This window comes from Spirochaetota bacterium, from assembly GCA_038043445.1.
GTDB lineage: Bacteria > Spirochaetota > Brachyspiria > Brachyspirales > JACRPF01 > JBBTBY01.
Genome location: JBBTBY010000066.1, coordinates 1 through 18,003 on the forward strand (window position 1 = coordinate 1; position 18,003 = coordinate 18,003).

Annotated in this window: 16 protein-coding genes; 8 read left to right on the top strand and 8 right to left on the bottom strand. The window is 56.0% G+C overall.

Annotation, left to right across the window (positions count from 1 at the left end; all coding sequences use genetic code 11):
• Window positions 1-105 precede the first annotated feature (105 nt).
• Window positions 106-1,287: an FAD-dependent oxidoreductase gene (locus AABZ39_09950; GenBank protein MEK6795090.1), complete on the top strand. Its 1,182-nt coding sequence runs from the start codon at window positions 106-108 to the stop codon at window positions 1,285-1,287.
• 167 nt (window positions 1,288-1,454) lie between these two features.
• Window positions 1,455-3,287, top strand: a complete 1,833-nt coding sequence (locus tag AABZ39_09955) for an ASKHA domain-containing protein (GenBank protein ID MEK6795091.1) — start codon at window positions 1,455-1,457, stop codon at window positions 3,285-3,287.
• A gap of 109 nt (window positions 3,288-3,396) precedes the next feature.
• On the opposite strand, the gene AABZ39_09960 is transcribed toward AABZ39_09955, so the two are convergent.
• Together AABZ39_09960 and AABZ39_09965 are read right to left on the bottom strand one after the other, a co-directional pair.
• Window positions 3,397-3,564, bottom strand: coding sequence for a TSCPD domain-containing protein (locus AABZ39_09960; GenBank protein MEK6795092.1), 168 nt, complete (start codon window positions 3,562-3,564; stop codon window positions 3,397-3,399).
• Entirely contained in the window at window positions 3,536-4,093 is a 558-nt protein-coding gene (locus AABZ39_09965; GenBank protein ID MEK6795093.1) for a TSCPD domain-containing protein, read from the bottom strand. The genes AABZ39_09960 and AABZ39_09965 overlap by 29 nt, the downstream gene beginning before the upstream one ends.
• A gap of 239 nt (window positions 4,094-4,332) precedes the next feature.
• On the opposite strand from AABZ39_09965, the gene rsgA reads away from it, so the two are divergent.
• On the top strand, window positions 4,333-5,346 hold the full coding sequence (gene rsgA / locus AABZ39_09970) for a ribosome small subunit-dependent GTPase A (protein MEK6795094.1): 1,014 nt from the start codon (window positions 4,333-4,335) through the stop codon (window positions 5,344-5,346).
• A gap of 54 nt (window positions 5,347-5,400) precedes the next feature.
• On the opposite strand, the gene AABZ39_09975 is transcribed toward rsgA, so the two are convergent.
• Together AABZ39_09975 and AABZ39_09980 are read right to left on the bottom strand one after the other, a co-directional pair.
• A complete protein-coding gene (locus tag AABZ39_09975) occupies window positions 5,401-6,855 on the bottom strand; it encodes a CsgG/HfaB family protein (protein MEK6795095.1) in 1,455 nt (484 codons plus the stop codon).
• A gap of 119 nt (window positions 6,856-6,974) precedes the next feature.
• Entirely contained in the window at window positions 6,975-7,805 is an 831-nt protein-coding gene (locus tag AABZ39_09980; GenBank protein ID MEK6795096.1) for an AraC family transcriptional regulator, read from the bottom strand.
• A gap of 65 nt (window positions 7,806-7,870) precedes the next feature.
• Between AABZ39_09980 and AABZ39_09985 the strand changes: the two genes are divergently transcribed.
• Window positions 7,871-10,276, top strand: coding sequence for a right-handed parallel beta-helix repeat-containing protein (locus tag AABZ39_09985; protein ID MEK6795097.1), 2,406 nt, complete (start codon window positions 7,871-7,873; stop codon window positions 10,274-10,276).
• Window positions 10,277-10,293: 17 nt separating this feature from the next.
• On the opposite strand, the gene AABZ39_09990 is transcribed toward AABZ39_09985, so the two are convergent.
• A complete protein-coding gene (locus AABZ39_09990; protein MEK6795098.1) occupies window positions 10,294-12,516 on the bottom strand; it encodes a M20/M25/M40 family metallo-hydrolase in 2,223 nt (740 codons plus the stop codon).
• Window positions 12,517-12,646: 130 nt separating this feature from the next.
• Here AABZ39_09990 and AABZ39_09995 point away from each other — a divergent pair, with 130 nt between their 5' ends.
• The 4 genes from AABZ39_09995 to AABZ39_10010 all read left to right on the top strand — a co-directional run bounded on the left by AABZ39_09995 (window position 12,647) and on the right by AABZ39_10010 (window position 15,437).
• Window positions 12,647-13,657 (top strand): oligopeptide/dipeptide ABC transporter ATP-binding protein, encoded by a 1,011-nt coding sequence (locus tag AABZ39_09995; protein MEK6795099.1) that lies wholly within the window; start codon window positions 12,647-12,649, stop codon window positions 13,655-13,657.
• The gene (locus AABZ39_10000) at window positions 13,654-14,727 is read left to right on the top strand and encodes a tetratricopeptide repeat protein (GenBank protein MEK6795100.1); all 1,074 of its coding nucleotides are present in this window, start codon (window positions 13,654-13,656) and stop codon (window positions 14,725-14,727) included. The genes AABZ39_09995 and AABZ39_10000 overlap by 4 nt, the downstream gene beginning before the upstream one ends.
• An 8-nt stretch (window positions 14,728-14,735) precedes the next feature.
• Entirely contained in the window at window positions 14,736-14,951 is a 216-nt protein-coding gene (locus AABZ39_10005) for a DUF4405 domain-containing protein (protein MEK6795101.1), read from the top strand.
• A gap of 99 nt (window positions 14,952-15,050) precedes the next feature.
• The gene (locus AABZ39_10010) at window positions 15,051-15,437 is read left to right on the top strand and encodes a response regulator (protein ID MEK6795102.1); all 387 of its coding nucleotides are present in this window, start codon (window positions 15,051-15,053) and stop codon (window positions 15,435-15,437) included.
• Here the strand turns inward: AABZ39_10010 and AABZ39_10015 are convergent, their stop codons facing one another.
• The 3 genes from AABZ39_10015 to AABZ39_10025 form a co-directional block, all read right to left on the bottom strand.
• Entirely contained in the window at window positions 15,438-16,283 is an 846-nt protein-coding gene (locus tag AABZ39_10015) for an AraC family transcriptional regulator (GenBank protein MEK6795103.1), read from the bottom strand.
• A gap of 31 nt (window positions 16,284-16,314) precedes the next feature.
• A complete protein-coding gene (locus AABZ39_10020) occupies window positions 16,315-16,956 on the bottom strand; it encodes an HAD family phosphatase (protein ID MEK6795104.1) in 642 nt (213 codons plus the stop codon).
• Between the two features lie 117 nt (window positions 16,957-17,073).
• Window positions 17,074-17,862, bottom strand: a complete 789-nt coding sequence (locus tag AABZ39_10025; GenBank protein ID MEK6795105.1) for a DUF3800 domain-containing protein — start codon at window positions 17,860-17,862, stop codon at window positions 17,074-17,076.
• Window positions 17,863-18,003: the final 141 nt, after the last annotated feature.

The window sequence follows — 18,003 nt, forward strand, 5'->3', positions numbered from 1 at the left end:
CTTACAGAAATACCATCGACATCGCAGGCGAAACAACGGTTGATCGATGCTGCCGTTCTTATAGGCGGGAACGCACGACGGAATTCTACCGGCAAGGAGTGACCCATGTTCGATGCATCGTATGACGTAGTTATCTGCGGCGGCGGCGTTGCCGGTGCAGCAGCGGCATTGGCTTCAGCGCGGCGCGGCAGAAAGACCGCGCTCATCGAAAAGACGGTATTGAGCGGCGGACTCGCAACAACGGGGCTTATCTACATCTATCTCCCCCTGTGCGACGGCAACGGAACGCAGGTGCTGTTCGGCATTGCGGAGGAATTGCTCCTCGCCAGTCTCAAGTACGGTCCGGGTGAAGTACCCGACTGGCGAAAAGGGAAGAATGCCGAGGAGGCGAAACGCTATCGCGTGATCTTTTCCCCGGCATCGTTCACGCTCGCTATTGATGAACTCCTCATCGATGCAGGTGTGGATGTCTGGTATGATACGCTCATCTGTGCGTCGGTCGTTGAAGGCGGAAGGCTCGCCGCGGTCGAAGTGGAGAACAAAAGCGGGCGCGGGCGCATGCACGCACATTGCTTCGTCGACGCCACCGGTGATGCCGATGTCGCCCATTTCGCAGGGCTTCATTGCCCGACAGCCGAAAACGCCATGGCGATATGGGTGCTCGAATACGCAAAGGGCGCACAGTGGCGATTAGAGAAATCGATAGAATCGGTGTCGCTCCATGCCGGCGGGGGCAGTATCGATAAAAAAGAATATCCGGCCGGCATTGACGGCGCAACGGTCACGCGCTTCATACTCGATGGAAGAAAAAAATATCTTGCCCGCCTGAAGGAAGGATACGCCTCCGGCAAGCACACGCGCACATCGCTTTTCCCGCTCATGCTCCCCTCCATGGCGCAATTCAGGACAACGCGCCATATTCCCGCGCAGTACAAACTCCGCGACAGCGAAGATTGGAAACACTTCGATGACTCCATCGGCATGACTGCAGACTGGCGGAAACCCGGATATGTCTGGGAGATACCCTATCGCAGCATGCTCCCCGTGGGACTGAAGAACCTTGTTGCCGCAGGGCGCTGCACCGCCGCCGAAAAGGATGCCTGGGAGGTGACGCGCGTCATCCCGTCTGCGGCGCTTACCGGCGAGGCGGCCGGCACCGCTGCGGCTATCTGTGCGGAGAACGGAACATCGCCCGACGAATTGCCGGTAGCACAGATACAGGAAGCGATGCGCCGTGCGGGGAATAAGATACATCTCGAGGATGTGGGGCTTGCTCCCAGGAAATGATCTACCGTCGTAGATGCCGAACAAGGGGCTGTATTTCGACCACGCTCGGTAACCAAAGCCCCTTGTTCTATCCTGCATACGCGTTATAGCTGCATAGCAGCATCCTCCACTTTTTTCCGTGATATGTTATAGTATAGACATCTTTTTATCGGTACATTTGGTGGACAATGAACAAGACCTGCCGCATCGATTTCGTAAAAGAGAACATCACCCTCTATGTTTCGCCCGGCACGACGATAGCCGAGGCTGCCGAGCGCGCGGGGATCATACTCAATTTCGCCTGCGCAAAAGCCGGCACCTGCGGCAAATGCAAGGTAGAGCTTGAAGGCGCGATAAGCCCGCCCACCGGGGAAGAACGGGAACTGCTCGGCGATGTGGAACGCGAGGCGGGCATACGCCTCTCCTGTCAGGCGAAGGTCATGGGCGCGGTCAAAGTGCATGTGTTCGGGAGCGCCACCTACGCTACGGCGAAGATAATGGAATGGGGTGAGAACCGCGAGGTGAAGCTCGCTCCGTGCGTACGGAAATATCACCTTGCGCTCACGCCTTCCACGCTCGAGGAATCGCTTTCCGATGTGTCGGTGATAGAGCGGGCGCTTGCGCGCGAACTGATCGTCTCTTCATCGGTGCTGCGCCTCATCCCGCCGACGCTTCGTGCCGGCGAATGGAACGTGACGGTGACCATAGAGGAATGCGAGAACCGCCTTATCGATATAGAAGCGGGCGATACGACACACGCTGACTACGCCATTGCCTTCGATATCGGAACGACATCGGTGGTCGGCACGCTCATCGATCTTACGCACGGCAAGGACATCGCCACCGCATCGCGATTGAATCTGCAGCACAAATACGGCCTCGATGTGATATCGCGCATCAAATACAGCCTTTCCGCCGAGGGCATGGATAATCTCAACAGAAGCGTCGTCGCCACCGTGAACGAGATAATCGACGAGCTTGCCGTGAAGGGAAAGATCGACCGCCGCCACATCTACGAGATATCGGTCGCCGGCAATACAACGATGACGCATCTTTTCCTCAAAGTCCCCGTCGAATCGCTCTCGCATATGCCGTTCACGCCGGCGTTCGTCCGAGAACAGCGCACCACCGCACGCGAACTGTCCATCGTCATCAACCCCGAGGGCGCGGTGTATACGCTCCCCATGGTCGGCGGTTTCGTCGGCGCCGACACGACAGCATGCATACTCTCGAGCGGCATGTACAAGGCGGAGCGCACGTCGGTCATCGTCGATATCGGCACGAACGGCGAGGTCGCTCTCGGCGATCACACGCGCATGCTCACATCGTCGGCACCCGCGGGGCCCGCGTTCGAGGGTGCGGAGATAAAATTCGGCATGCGCGCGACGAACGGCGCCATCGAAAAGGTCGTCATCGATAATGATGTCACCATCAATGTCATCGGCAATGCGGCGGCAACCGGCATCTGCGGCTCGGGGCTCATCGACGCGGTCGCGGAACTTCTCAACAAAGGAATCATCTCCGACACCGGCGAAATGCTGAAGCCCGCGGATATCCCCGCGACGACACCGGAGAAACTGAAAAAACGCATCTCGCTCGATGAAAAGGGAATGCCGATGTTCCTTCTCTCCGCCAAAGGCGGTGAAGCCGTGTTTCTCACGCAGAAGGACGTCCGCGAGCTGCAGCTTGCGAAAGGGGCGATACGCGCCATCATCGATATGCTCATAACGGAGGCCGGTATCTCCCTCTCCGATATCGAGACCTTCTATATCGCCGGGGCGTTCGGAAATTACATACGCTGCGAAAGCGCTATGCGCATCGGCCTCATCCCGCCCTTGCCGCGGGAGAAAGTGCGCTTCATCGGCAATGCCGCGCTTACCGGGAGCAGGATGACGCTTCTCTGCGCGCCGCTTCGCCGGGATATCGCGGCGTTCTCACGCGAGGCGAGGAACATGGAATTCGCGGGGCGGCCTGAATTCCAGATGGCGTTCTCCGAGGCGATGCTTTTCCCGGAGAAATAAACCCCTATCCCCGCCCATCGTTAATTATTTTCTTTCATGCAATGAACTTGGGCACCCCTTCCCCCTTTTTAAAGGGGGAAGGGGTAATAACGTTCTTCAAAATATTATTTTAGATCCCGCGGTCAGGCTGCTTTTTTTTCTTGTTTTCATGCGCATGTGTCTTCCGGTACGCCAGTATCGCTTTTGCCAGCTGATCGGGGCATGATGTCCCGTTCTGGCAGTCGATGCCTTTGATACGCTTTACGACCTCATCGGCATTCGTGGCGGCTACGGCCATCCATGGCCGCCGCCAGCTGCGGCATCCGTGCCGCACGCACGCCTTCGACAAGTGCGCTCAGCCCGCGGCGATTGCCACGACAGCCGCCGCGTATCTTTAATCCCCTGACCTTGCCGTCGATGATATCGAACGTCATCTCCTGCGAGCAGGTGCCTTCGGGTCGGTAGGTGAATGACATGGGGAAAGTATATAGTGCAGGCGCGAAGACGCAACGGGGAAAGAAATAATTTATCGGAATTACCGGTCTTGCCGATTTCAGTAAAGAAGTTGCCAACATCAATAAAGAACCTGCCACTCTCAATAAAGAAAACGCCACGGTCAAAAAAGAGACCGCCACGTACAATAAAGAGCCGTCCATCGTCAATAAAGAGAATGACACGGCCAACAAAGAAAATGCCGCAAGCAAAAAAGAATCCGCCGTTCCCGATACAGAGAATGACATCGGCAATAAAGCGGATGCCATGCACGATACAGAGAACGGCGGGATCAATAAAGCGTTATTCGGAACAACTAGGATTTTCGCGGACATGGCATATCGTATCGTCATTGTATTGAATAAGGACGAAGTATGCCATATAATCGTACTATCGAGGCAGGAGAAAACGAAATGGATCATGTCCCCTTGTTCTGCAGCGAGGCGGCACTCACTTCCGCGCAGAAAAGTCTTTACATGCGTTATTGGAACGAAACAGCGATACATGACAATGGTATACTATGAACCTTCACGATCTGGGATATTCTTCCTATTTCGAACAGCATGCGGAATCGATGTCTATACAACGAGATGACATCGGACGTGTAGCCGCTGTAGACCGTGGGCGGTTCATCATATGGAATGAGCACGGGGAGATACCCTCGGAACTCACGGGAAAATTCAATTTTGGCATCCGATCGTCAGAGGATATTCCGACGGTCGGGGACTGGGTGTCGCTCCAGTATCACGATAATCGTCATGCAGCGCGCATCACCCATGTTCTCCCGCGCAGGACGTTCCTCAGACGTAAGTGCGTCGGGAAAGACACAGAGCATCAGATGATCGCCGCGAACATCGATGTCGCCTTTATCATGCAGTCATGTCATTTTGATTTCAATGTGAAACGGCTCGATCGCTATTTGATCATGGTGAATGACGGCCATATAGAGCCGGTCATCCTGCTGACGAAAACGGATCTGGTCGCCCCCGGTGCCGTGGAGGCATGCATCGCATCGATACGGCAAAGCGGCATGTCGGCCAGGGTCATCGCCGTAAGCACAGTGACCGGCTCAGGTCTCGATGAATTCCGCGGCCTGCTCGCGCCGGGAATGACGTATTGCCTCATCGGATCGTCCGGCGTCGGGAAGACCACGCTCATCAACACGCTCCTCGGCGAGGACCGATATGACACCAAGGCGGTCAGCGGAACAGGTGAAGGCGTGCATACGACGACACGCCGAGAGCTTGTCCGTCTTGAGGGCGCCATGCTCATCGACACTCCGGGGATGCGCGAGCTCGGGCTTGTGGGGGCGCATGAAGGCCTCGGTGAGACCTTTGACGATATCGGCGCTCTCGCGGCAGAGTGCCGCTTTACCGACTGCAGTCACACGGCGGAACCCGGCTGTGCGGTGCGCAAAGCGCTTACGGAAGGGACGCTGAGCGAGATGCATTATGAGAGCTTCATGAAGCTCAGGAAAGAATCGGAATACCATGAGATGTCCCATGCCGAAAAACGGGAGAAGGATAAAGCGTTCGGGCGTTTCATCAATAATGCAAAAAAGGATATCGGCAAAAAAAAGCGTCTATAGTGATATCGCGCCTGCAGCGAAGGGCAGCGATGCTGCCGTTATGTACTCATCACGTTACCAGGAATATGCGAATCCGATGCCGTCCTGAATTGGGAAGAACCTGAGTGATGTTTGCGACGGTGTGCGGCCAAAATCCCCGTAAATACCGGTGATCACCGCGATAAAACCAAGTGCTGTACAGGATATCGCCGCTATCCGCAACCCCTGCGCCTCATTCATCAGATCAGCGGGCGCTGCGCCGCTTGGCAGAATGGTGTTTTCTGCTGCGTTCTTTCTGCTGACAGAAGAACGGATCAGCAATACACCGCCGATATCAACGAGGGAAACACCGGCCGAGAGAAGGATATCATTGACCGCTGAACCTCCGAGCCGCGATCTGTCGCCCGGCAGGAACGGTGCTATCGCCGCGAGCAGGAAACCGCCCCCCGCTGTGATATATGAAGCGATCACCCATGAATTCCATGATTGCGCTGAATTCGTATATACTGCGTTATCCATAGCGATATCAGCTGACGGCCAGGCCAGGAGCGAGGCAGCTGTTATTCCCATAAGCCCTGCGGTATATGAAATGCGCCCGAGAAAAGACATCTCCGGACCCTGCAATACCGCATGCGCTGCACTCTGCTGAACAGCTCCGAGCCCGTACCCGATAACACCGCCGATGGAATACCAGAAACCTGTATTCATATATACAGAATAATTCACAGTGCGTGTTCCATAATAGGACAATTCTAAGGCGCCCAATGCCCATCGCGATACTGCCATGCCGGAAAATAATGCGCCGAACGTGTCGCATAGTATCCCGGATTCCCATAATATCAGTGCGGGTATTGCGGAGCTGTTTGAAGAAGTGTCGGCTTTCAGCGCAACTGCGGGTGCCCCGGGTGCTGCGACGGCTTTTTTTTCAGGTGTGCTCGAAGGCGATCTTGCCGCGTTCTTCGTCGCTTCATTGGCAATGGACGGTTTGGTCTCGCCCGCGGCCTTCCGTGTTTCGTTCGCGGCAACGGTGCTCAAGGATGAAACTTTTGGGGCATCCGGCGTTCGTTCAGCGAGCGTATTGAACTGCGCGCCGAATTTTGACGCAAGCCGTTCGCTTGTCCCGATGATGGCATTGAAATTATCGACGATCTCCCGTTCGCTCCCCTCTATCTGCCCGTTCTCGACATTGACAAGCGATATTGAAACGACGAATTTATCGCCGAACTTGACGAGCGTCCCGGAACAGACGTACTGAACGCTCAGTATCTTCCCGATACGCACGGCACATTCCGTTTCCGTGCAGCCCGTTGTCTGAAGTTCCTGCTCTTTGAGAAGCGTCTGCATATTACCGCGGTCGACCACGATGCATGACTTTGTTTTCACAAGATCGGTACGAAAGAAATCCGAAACAGCGGCGGCATCGATACCGGACACACCGGAGCGCCCGGCAAAATCGAGTACGGCTACATGCGTCTTTCCGGCGGGCAGGAGTACGGAGGCGAACACCACTGACAGCAGTACTGCGTTCATACCGTTACGGACTCGGCGTTCTCTCGATAGATCGACATACATACGGCATCCCCTGCGCTTCCACGTGCATGCTTGCGCTGTCATAGTATAATCCACCCGCACTGACCGTCAAGTGCATCCTAAAAAAAGCGCACCGCCCTGTGAATGCTCTGCTCTTTCCGATACGAAAGCGGAGTTGCGCCGGTGAATTTCCGGAACACCTTGAAGAAGTAATCGGTATCGGCATAGCCGACGCTCCGTGCGATATCGCGCACGGGCATTTCGGTCGATGCCAAAAGATAGCATGCGCGGCGCATACGATTCTCCGTGATGACGCGGGTGAACGATCTCCCGTACCATGTCCGCACGAGCTGGCGCGCACGCGAACCCGATATGCCGACCGTATCCGCAAGGTCAGTGTAATGCACATCATCGCACGAACGCTGTGAAAAGAAGCGCTCGACGGCACGCCGCCGGTCCGATGCAGGCGAGTTCTCCGCTATGCGCCTGAGCATTTCACGCGCTATCATCGATAGCAGCGCCGCGATGGATGCGTCATTTCGGAGCAGGGGCACATGCCGCGTGCTGACCGCCGTTCCCTTCTGCTGTGAAAGTGCGCATGATATTTTCTTGCGGGAGGTGAAGGGACCGATGAACAGGATACCGAATGTCCCGACCGGCTGTACATATTCACAGACGCCCGCATGGCATGATTTCCAGAAGCCGTTCGATGATCGTGTCATCGTACGCCGAACCATATCCACATCGAACCGCATGCAGCGTCCTTCATGCGCCCGTTTCACGGCACGACAGAACGCGTGTGCGTGCAGCCGCCGTGAACGGCCGAGAAGGGGTATGAGCGCGCCGGACAGATCGTGATAGCTCACGTATCCGCCGCTCATATCTTCCACTGCTTCGACAGCTGCAATGACATCGCTCTCCATGTGAGGGAGTATACATCGCGTTGTCATTTTTTCCAGTAATCGTGGCAGCATATCGATTGCAGGATGTGCTGCACCTGTGTATACTATTGAACATGAGCCAAACAACATCGGCCGTTACCGCTTTCGTTCTTGCCTTCACCGTGCGTATGCTTTTCGCCGGCGACTTCGCCTTCATTGAAGCGTCGAGAACAGGCGCTGCCGCGCCCCTGCCGTCGGCCGTACCCGTCGGGGCTGAGGAGTTCACCGTTCCCCCGCCGCGCGCTGCCGATGACAAGAACATCGTACGTATATCCGAGAATGCCGATCTGAACGCGAAGCTGAGCGAGAACGCGGATGATAATCTGCAGGGGCTCATCGATATTTTCACGTACATGAAAAGCCGTCACGGCGATGCGCCGTCCAAGCTCGTTCTGCCGCGCGGGGTGTTCCGGGTGAAGATCGGTGCAAAGAAGGAGCTCGCCCTCCTTTCAATGAGCGACTTCACGCTCGACGGGAACGGCGCAACGCTCCTCTTCTCGTATCGCTCACCTGAGGATGCGAACGTGAACCCGCTCCATCTCTTGAGGATCAGCACCTGCAGGGATGTGAAGATCCATAATCTTATCATGGACTGGGACTGGGATATCTATCCGATCACAAGCGTCGCCGAGGTGACCCGCATCGACCCCGATGCGGACAGTGTGAGCTTCCGCGTCTATGACATGTCCGATGCGCGAAAACGCCAGTTCGATTCCTGCCCGTCGATCTACGGCGACTTTCAGCCCTTCGACTACGGCCGCGGCGCGATCGGCGTGCAGTGGGTCAATACGCTCGGCATAACGAGCGATGCAGTCATGACACGGCGATGGGGCAGCCCCGCTAAGAAATTCTTCGAGGAAGACACCTCCTGGAGCAGCGACGAGGTCACCTTAAAGACCGTGAAGGAAAAACGGAATTGGATGCGCAGCTTCGTGAAGCCGGGGTTCCAGTACCTTGTACGCCACTATGTGTACAATACCGGCGCGTTCTGGCTCGTCGCGAACACGAACCTCACCCTTGCAAACGTTACGGTCTATTCTGCCCCGGGCATGGGGATACGCGGCGGTGAGGGCAAGGGGCATCACACCCTGCTCTCGAATTTCCGGATAATGAACAAGCCCGGCACCTACGGGAAGCGCTACTGCACCGTCGCGGCCGACGGCATGAATTTCGGGAGCACGTTGGGGTATCTCATCATCGACAATTGCCGCATCGAGAACAATCTGGACGACGGCATCAATATTCATGACAAGATACACGTATCGGTCACGTTCACGCCGGGCGGAAGGGAGATCGTGCTCAATGATTTCCAATGGCGCACGCCCTTCGATGTCGGCGACCGCATTGAACTGCAGATGCCCGATCGCAGACCGCTCGATCCGCCGTTCATCGCGATCATCGTTGAAAAGAAGATAGTGCCGAAGAGCGGGGCGGTCAATCGCTATGCATCGCTCCTGCTCGATCGCGAACTTCCGGCGATAGCAGCGGACCAGAAAAAGATATATGTGCTCAACAGGAGCTACGATTCCGGGAATTACATCATCCGGGATACGACGATCAGCGGCAACAAAGGCCGCGGCATGCTCCTGCAGTCGCCCAATGGAACGGTGGACAACTGCCGCGTCATCGGCAACCGCAAGCATGCGCTCGATCTCGAATCCGAGATGACCTCATCATGGGGCGAAGGCTACACACCCGAGAACATCGTGATTCGCAGCTGTACGTTCGAGAACAATAATGTCGAGACGGTGTGGAATCAGCACCGCCAGTCGCCGGTCGTGCGCATCGGCGCTGTCGTGGGTGAATACTGGAAGCCCGAAGACGATCTTGCCTGGGGACTCCTTAAGAACATACTTTTCATCAGTAATGTGATAAACGCATACCCGAGCGCGGTGATGCAGCTGACCGCATGCGAGAACGTCATCATATTCGGGAACGTGTTCCAGAACGTGACGCGCGTAAGCACCCCGGGGCGGGAACGCAACGGCGCCATCATCGTGAACTATGGACGCAACATAGCGGTGCTCAATAATCGCTGGGGCGGCGAGAACGTGGAGCATCGCGGCATCTATTACGATACATCGCGCGTCAAGGCGGAGGATATCATTTCCCGTGGCAACACCGCGCATGCTGAAATCCTCATGAAGGAGCGCGAGACGTTGAAGATCTCCCTCTGCGGACTGAGGCCGGAAAGCGCGTATACGCTTCGCATCACGTTCAGGACAGGCGATGACGGCGGCATATACCGTGTATCGGACGAAGCGGGCATGCTGACACCGGCAGCAGTGGACACCTACAGCGCGCAGAACGGAGTGAAGGATGTTCCCTTCTCGTTCCGATCGCCGAAGAACACCGATGTCGAAATGAAGCTCTCCTTTACCTGCGAGGGAAAGAACGCCGCGTCAAGGAATTATTACCTGAAACGATATGATGGCTCCGGGGATAATGGGAAATTCAGCCTCACTATTATCGATCGGTGAATTCGATACGGAGAGCGTCAGGGAGCACATACAAATGTCTTCTTCACCATCGTCTCACCGCTTTTCAGGAGCCGCTTATTGAAGTCCGGTGTGTTGCAGAGCATCATCATGTCTGCAGGCATCGGTGAAAGACCCGCGTTCTCGGGAAGCGTATATCGATGCGCGATCGCCCGCAAGCGAACAGCACCGGCCGCACGCACCGTGAGCACCGGCTCGACGCGCGGTCTGCCGATCATCCTGAGAATGAATTTCCCGTCGCGGAACGGAAGCCGCCTGCCGTCCAGGAACGCTTCCGTGATGGTACCGCCGTCATCGGTAAGAACGATATAATCATAGTCACGGTATCGTATCGTCATACGGGTCACATCGCCGGTCCGCGCGCCCGACAGCGAATATTCCGGCAATGCCGCGACAGGCGCCTTCGCCGAAGGATACACGCCCTTCTCATACGGAACGAATGCATCGACACGCTTTGCCGCACTTCCCGGCGGAATGACGCGCGATGTCCATGCATCGCTTGTAAGCGCAGAATACCATGCGGCATTCCCCGTATCGCGGTCAAGCGTGTACACAAGACTGGTGAAGTACGGCTCTTCGGGACTGAAGCGAAAGAAGACAGTTCCGCCCGCCGCGAGAAGCGCACCGAGTACGATGGAGATCATCGCAGCAAAACCCCTTTGCCGTCCACCGATGAACGGGACGAAGGATCCGCAGATAATAGCGAAGACGCCGGCGGTGAGGAAAACAAAAATACAGGTGAGCGTTTCGTGGAGAGCGAGCAGTATCCCTCCCCAGAGCAGTATGACGGCGAACGCAATAATGGCGCGAACGAGCACCGATACTATCCGCTGCACATTGCCGAACGTATCGACCGCGAACAGGATCAGCGAGCCTAAGAACGGCCATACGAAGAGGTAATTGCCGCCCGGCATGAAGAACAGGAATACTACGGAAAGCACACCCCAGACGAGCGAGAATGCAAGCACGGATGCTGTCCCGCTCTTTGAAAAGCGCAGATAGATGCCGAACGCTATCATGTAAAGTCCTGTCGCGATGGGAACACTGGAATAGACAAGATAGAACGACCGGAAAAGATACAGGACTGCCGTAATGCCGAGGGTTATCCCGGTAATGACGGCGAACACACCGATGCTGCCTGCGAACGAAGCGACTATCGCTTTTCGATCGAGGCGTTTACGGCAGAGGAACACCAGGAACGCCAGCGCTATCCATCCCCCGACGGTCAAAAGGGGCGAGATGAACGATGGATAATGGACAACGACAAGCCCGGCGATATCGAAATAATGGAGCTCCGCCGATGTTCGGGGAAGAGATGCGTTGAGACGCGCTAATATCCCTGCGGTGTAGTCGAGCGAATGCGTAAGCGTATCGATGGAAAGGTTCTCCGGCGTATCCCGCGCGGTATGATAATGCTGCAATCGGTCGGTGAACGCGAAGTTCCATCCCGATACACCTTTGTTCGCGAAGCGCGTGAAATCGCTCCCGAGGGGCATTGACCCGTAAATGGATGCCATGAGGCTCGATGTGAACGAGCGCACCCCCGATGATGCGAGTATCGGTATCACCGATGCGTTCGTCGGTCCCGTCTCGTACATATACACCGGTCCGCGCGAGCCGCGGCAGTCAAAGTTGAGGATGAACCCGATATTCGACATGAGCGGATGGCTCTCGGCAAAAAGCATCGCCCCTTTCGTCCCGCTGCCGGGATTGTATCCCTCCTCACCGTCGGCAAAAAGAAAAACGACATCCCGTGTAACGGCTTGCTGTTTCAGCGCCCGCATCGTCTCAAGCAGCACCGCACACCCTGCAGCATCATCGGCGGCTCCCGGTCCGAACGGCACGGAATCGTAATGCGCGGCAAGACAGACGGCTTTGGCATTCGTGTCCGTCCCTTTCAGAACGGCGATGATATTACGGAGATAATACGCCTTCCCGTCCTCGACATGAAAAAGCTCTTTCGTTTCGAGTGCAACCCCCATGGACGCGATCTGCGACACGATGTACGTAAAGCCGCGTTCATGCCCGGGCGAACCCGTCGGGCGGGAGCGGGACGCAAGGGCCTTCACATGCTTCATCGCGCGTGCTGCACTTGCTTTCGCGGGCGGCGCATTCTCGCCAAGCGCTTTCGGCGGGCGATGGAGCGCGAACGTCATTACGACGCCGGCAAGCACGATGATGAAAGCAGCGGACAGTACGGCTTTTTCACGGATATCCTTCACGGCGCATCACCTCGTCAATACTATGCTCAGCGAGATATATATCCGTGCACGGATTATTGCAAGCGCATAGAGATCCCCAAAACCTCACGTACGTGATCCATTCTGTGAGGATTTGGGGGGATGCAACACAATGCATGCATTGCATTCCGCATCCGTCCGCGCTATAATCATACCGATGGAACTCATACGCACGGAACATCTTTCGAAGGAATTCACATCACGGTCCAACCCGCTCATCGGCGGTGCGCGGAAGATACAGGCGCTTCATGATGTCGACCTTGCCATCGCCCCGGGGACGACGCTCGGACTGGTCGGCGAGTCGGGCTCGGGGAAATCGACGCTCGCGCGCGTGATACTCGGCCTCATCGAACCGTCGGCAGGCGGCGTGCTCTATCGCGGCACGGATATACGCGAACTTCTCAACGATGACAGCCGCGCATACCGCAAAAAGATACAGATGGTGTTCCAGGACCCGGCGTCGACGCTCAATCCGAAATTCACGATATTTCATCTGCTCAAGGAACCGCTCGCGATACATCATATCGTTCCGCCGCGGGAAGTACGTGAAAAAGCGAAAGACCTTCTGCGTCTCGTCGAAATAGAAGAGGACGCGCTCGACCGCTACCCGCATGAATTTTCCGGCGGTCAGCGTCAGCGCATCGGCATAGCACGTGCGCTATCGGTATCCCCCTCGGTCATCATTCTCGATGAGCCGGTCTCGGCGCTCGACCTCTCGATACAGACCCAGATATTGAACCTTCTCAATTCGCTCAAGAGATCGCTTGACCTCACCTACCTCTTCATCTCGCATGACCTCAATGTGATACGGCACATGAGCGACGCGGTGGCCGTGCTCTATCTCGGGCGTGTGATGGAATACGCCTCGGCGGAAGAGCTCTTCTCAAAGCCCGCCCATCCGTACACGGAGCTCCTCCTTGCCTCATCGTTCTCCGTCGAAGGGGTGCGCCCCTCGGTGGACATTACCGACGACATCTCGAAGGAAATGCCCGGGGACACGCCGGAGAACGGCTGCGTGTTCTATCCGCGCTGCCCGAAGCGTACGGATGCGTGCCTTTCCGCCGTTCCGCGCGCCGAATTGAGCGGTACCCATTACGCATACTGCACGAGTCCTGCCCGATGAGATACATCGGTGCGCTCATCATCGCCCTCGTGATGCCCGCCGCTCTTTGTGCGGATGAGATCGATGACGCACGGAAACTTCTCGCCGCCGGGAAAACGAACGAGGCGTCGATAGCGATGCGCCGCTTTCTCGTACGCAATCCCGTCGATGTTCGCCGGGCGGATGCCGCCTTCATACTCGCGGAAACGGAACAGGAATATTTTCCCGCAATACTCGCCTATCGCTCCGTGTACGACGGCTATCCGGACTATGCGCGCCGCGATGAGGTGAGCTATCGCATCGGCGTGCTCTATCGGCTCCATGGGAACCATACCGAGGCATCGCGATGGTTCACGGTAACGGCGTCGTTCACCAATTCCTCGTACCGCACGCGATCGCTCCTCGCCTCCGCCGCGGCGGAAACGGCGCGCGAGTCGTACGACACGGCGTTAGCCGCCTATGAGGCCATTGTCCGGGAATACGAGGGCGTCCGCGATGCAGCGTATTACGAAGCGGCGGCCGGCATGGGGCACGCGCTCTTCGGGCAATCGCGATTCGACCGCGCACGGGAGAAATATCTTGAGGTGGTACGCGCCAACGCCCCCATCGCCGACCGCCCGTTCGTCATCTACCGCATCGCGCTCTGCCACGAGAACATGGGCGAGCTTGACCGCGCTGCCGAGGAATATCGCTCGGTCGTTTCGGGGTATCCCTCATCGTATGCGGCTACGCTCGCGCGTCAGCGCATCAAGCAGCTCCCCGCGCAGAAGGCCGCCGTACCGACGAATACCGCTTCGGTGAAGGAGACCGCGACGAACATACCGGCGACGAATGCCGCTGTTCAGTCAACGAATGTGCCGCAGCGTCCATACGCGACCTATCAGACGGGGCTGTTCCAGAAAGAGGCATCGGCGGTGACCCTCCGCGACTTCATACGGTCGATGGGGTATGCGGCGTATATCGTAAAGGACACGAAGAACAACGCGGAGATATTCCGCGTGCGCATCGATGTGCCCGACGAACGGGCGATGAACGCCATGAAGGGATCGCTTACCCGCGAGAACATACCGTTCTTCAAGACAGGAAAATAGGAGGCACTATGAAAGCGCTCATGCTCAGGATCGTGAATCTCCTGCTGTTCTTCACGCTCATCGTGCAGCTTTCGACGGTGCTGCTGTTCAAGGTGTTCACCCTCTATCAGACGGTGAGCGAGATACATGAGATAGCAGGCTATGTGATGGGGGGGCTTCTCCTTCTCCATATCGTGCTCAACTGGCCATGGATACGTGCACAGCTTATGCGAAGCAAAAAATAATTCCCCCTCGACGGTCCGCCATGCCTCCTCAGGGCGCTGTAGTTTATCCCTCCATCTTCCGATAATGTATCCGAAGTATCATTATTGAGGACAAGCGCCGTGAAAGACAATCTGCCGGTAGTACTCGCCATCGACGATGAGCATACGATACGCGACCTCATCCGCTATACCCTTGAACCGGAAAAGATGATCGTGCTCACCGCGGAGAACGGCAAGGCGGGACTCCATATCCTCGAGACCGAACCTGTCGACGTCATCATCACCGACCTCCTCATGCCGCTCATGACGGGACTCGAATTCCTCCGCGAGATAAAGAACCGCAAAAGCACCGTACCGGTGATAATCATAACCGCCTACGGCAACATCGATATGGCGAAGCAGATACTCTCCGAGGGCGTGTTCAAGCTCCTTGAAAAGCCCCTCGATTTCAGCGTGCTCGTTCCCATCGTGAAGGACGCGCTCACGAACCCGAAGAAAAAGAAATAATCACGCTTCCGCTGCAATACGCTTACGGTATTCCCGCGGCGATAGCCCCGTGAACTTACGGAACGTTTTCGTGAACTGCGCGACGTCCGAGAAGCCGACCGCAAAGGCGATGTCGCCGAGCGCGGCGTCGGTATGCGCTATCATCACCTTGGCTTTGCCGATGCGAATGCGTCCGAGAAAATCCGCGAAGCCGGCGGGATACGCATGGGTGAAACGACGCGAGAGCTGCGATACGCTCTCGTTCAGATGCTCCGCGATCATCGCAAGCGTCACCTTTTCGGCGTAATGCGCTTCGAGATAGTTCATCGTACGGACATAGTCGAATACCGGCGCAGCTACCCCCGACGTTGCAAGCGCGGCGAAGAACGGTTCAAGCGCGAAAAGGGCACCGATGCGCGATATCGCATCATTCGCGGAGAGTGAGCGCAGCGCGCGGAGGAACGCGGTGTCAACCGTCTGCAGCGGAACGAATGAATAGAACCTCGTGATGAACGGCCGCGCGAGGCGTTCAAGCACGGACCCGCGTACGATATCGGAGAGGACCGCGGGGTCGATGCGGAGTATGAGATGCCGCTCACGGTCGCGCTCGATGCGGTAGGAGTGTATCGCATACGGGCGTATGATGATGAGCTTGTTCGGGCCGAAGCGGTATCGCTCGCCGTCTATGGTCACACTGCCGGAGTCGTTCTCGAAATGCACTATCTCCACCGAGGGATGGAAATGCGGTTTCACTTCGCGGCCATGTTTCGGTGTTACGCGCACGTACATGCGCATGGGGTATTCGGCGCTGAAGCTCATGTCCTCAGCGTACAATCCGCGGATCGCTTCCGGCAATTGTCGTCCCATCGATCACCTCACTACCATTGCTGCTTCCCGTTCACGTGCTCCCCAAAACCGATAGAACATCATCGAACGAATCGATGATGATATCCGCACCACTGAGCATTGCACGCGGGAGGTTTGTCGCGACAGCACACGTGTACACCCCCGCCGCTTTCGCCGCAATAATCCCGGCGATGGAATCCTCGACAGCGATACATCGAACGGGCGGCAGCGACAGCATCTCGCATGCGCGCTGATATATATCGGGTGCGGGTTTGAGCGCTTTTACATCATCGCCCGTGACGTAGAACGTGACGAAGGGATCGATGCCGGTGCGCCTCGCGACATCGGCGACGAACGAGCGTTCGCTGTTCGACGCACAGGCAACAGGAATTCCCATGGACTCCAACCGCGAGAGCGTATCGATAACGCGGGGGAACGGGACTATCTTTTCATAGAAGAGTGCGAGATCGCGGCGGTGGCGGTCGAGGAATGCATCGACGGTGAACGGCAGCGAGAACCGCTCGATGAGCTCGCGCGCCTCATCCGCATCGGGAACGCCGATGAACGCGGCATAATCGACCTCTTCCGTAACGCCGGTATCGCGTATGGTCTTTTCCCATGCATGGATATGGCACGGCTCGGAATTGACGAGCGTACCGTCGAAGTCGCTTATGATGGCGCTGAATCGCTTCATGGGAATTCAATATTGACAACACAATATTTTTGGGTTATACTATCGCCAATCCGTCTAGCGGAGTTGGATGGCCAGTGGCTATCGGGATGCGCCCGAAAGGGCGTTTTCTTTTTGTTGTTACGGCAGGATTTTTTTACCATACCCTTCAATCCTACCCTGCTGTGACTTGAGATACTTTTCTTCCCTGAGAATTTCACATATTAAATTTGCAAATATCTCTCGAGAATCATCAATCAATTTATGATCCAACAATACCTCCCGCCGGGAAGGATGCGCGAGAATATCCGCCAGTTGCAGCCCGGCGCTGTTTGCGGTTTTGGGCTTTACTTTCAATTCTTTTGAGGTCAGCCGTGCCTGCCAACGTTCCGCGGGAATGTGATCGGTTCCATTTTCATACAAACGACGGAATGAATCCATCAACTTCTGATCCTCAAAACGCCCCCGACTTTCTACCATAACATCCCCTCGGTAATTGCCGTAGTGCAAAAATAAAACGAAACGCTCGAGCAATACTTCGAGACAATAATGATAGGGATGATGCCTCCAGACAACATATTGTTCCCTGTGCGCCCGCTTATCGATGAGCACCGTGATCACATGGAATCTCCACCGGCGCAAAGCGTCAAGAATTGCCGCATTGAATTGATCTTTCAGAATCGGATCACGAAGCGCTTCAAATGGCGGCCGGCAATTTATCATGTCCGCACGGTGCAATATAACCGGTATTTCCGGATCTTTCTGAAAAAACCGGCGTTTGATCGATTCAAGTTCACCGCTGAGAATATTTACATTATATTCAGATTCAATGATCACTCCGGTCAAAGCTAAAAAACGCTCATTCTGATCTTCGGTATGGGTCATATCGTGATTTCCGGTTTCATCAATATATATGCGATACAAGCTCATTGTTATTTCTCTGCTCTGTCCGGAAATCTCATCCCCGCCACCGTTACAATCACCCTTATCCCCCCACACTTACAACTTCCACTATTCTTCGTCCAGTATACATGAAATACTTGAATCGGGCAACTTTTCCGTATACATGCC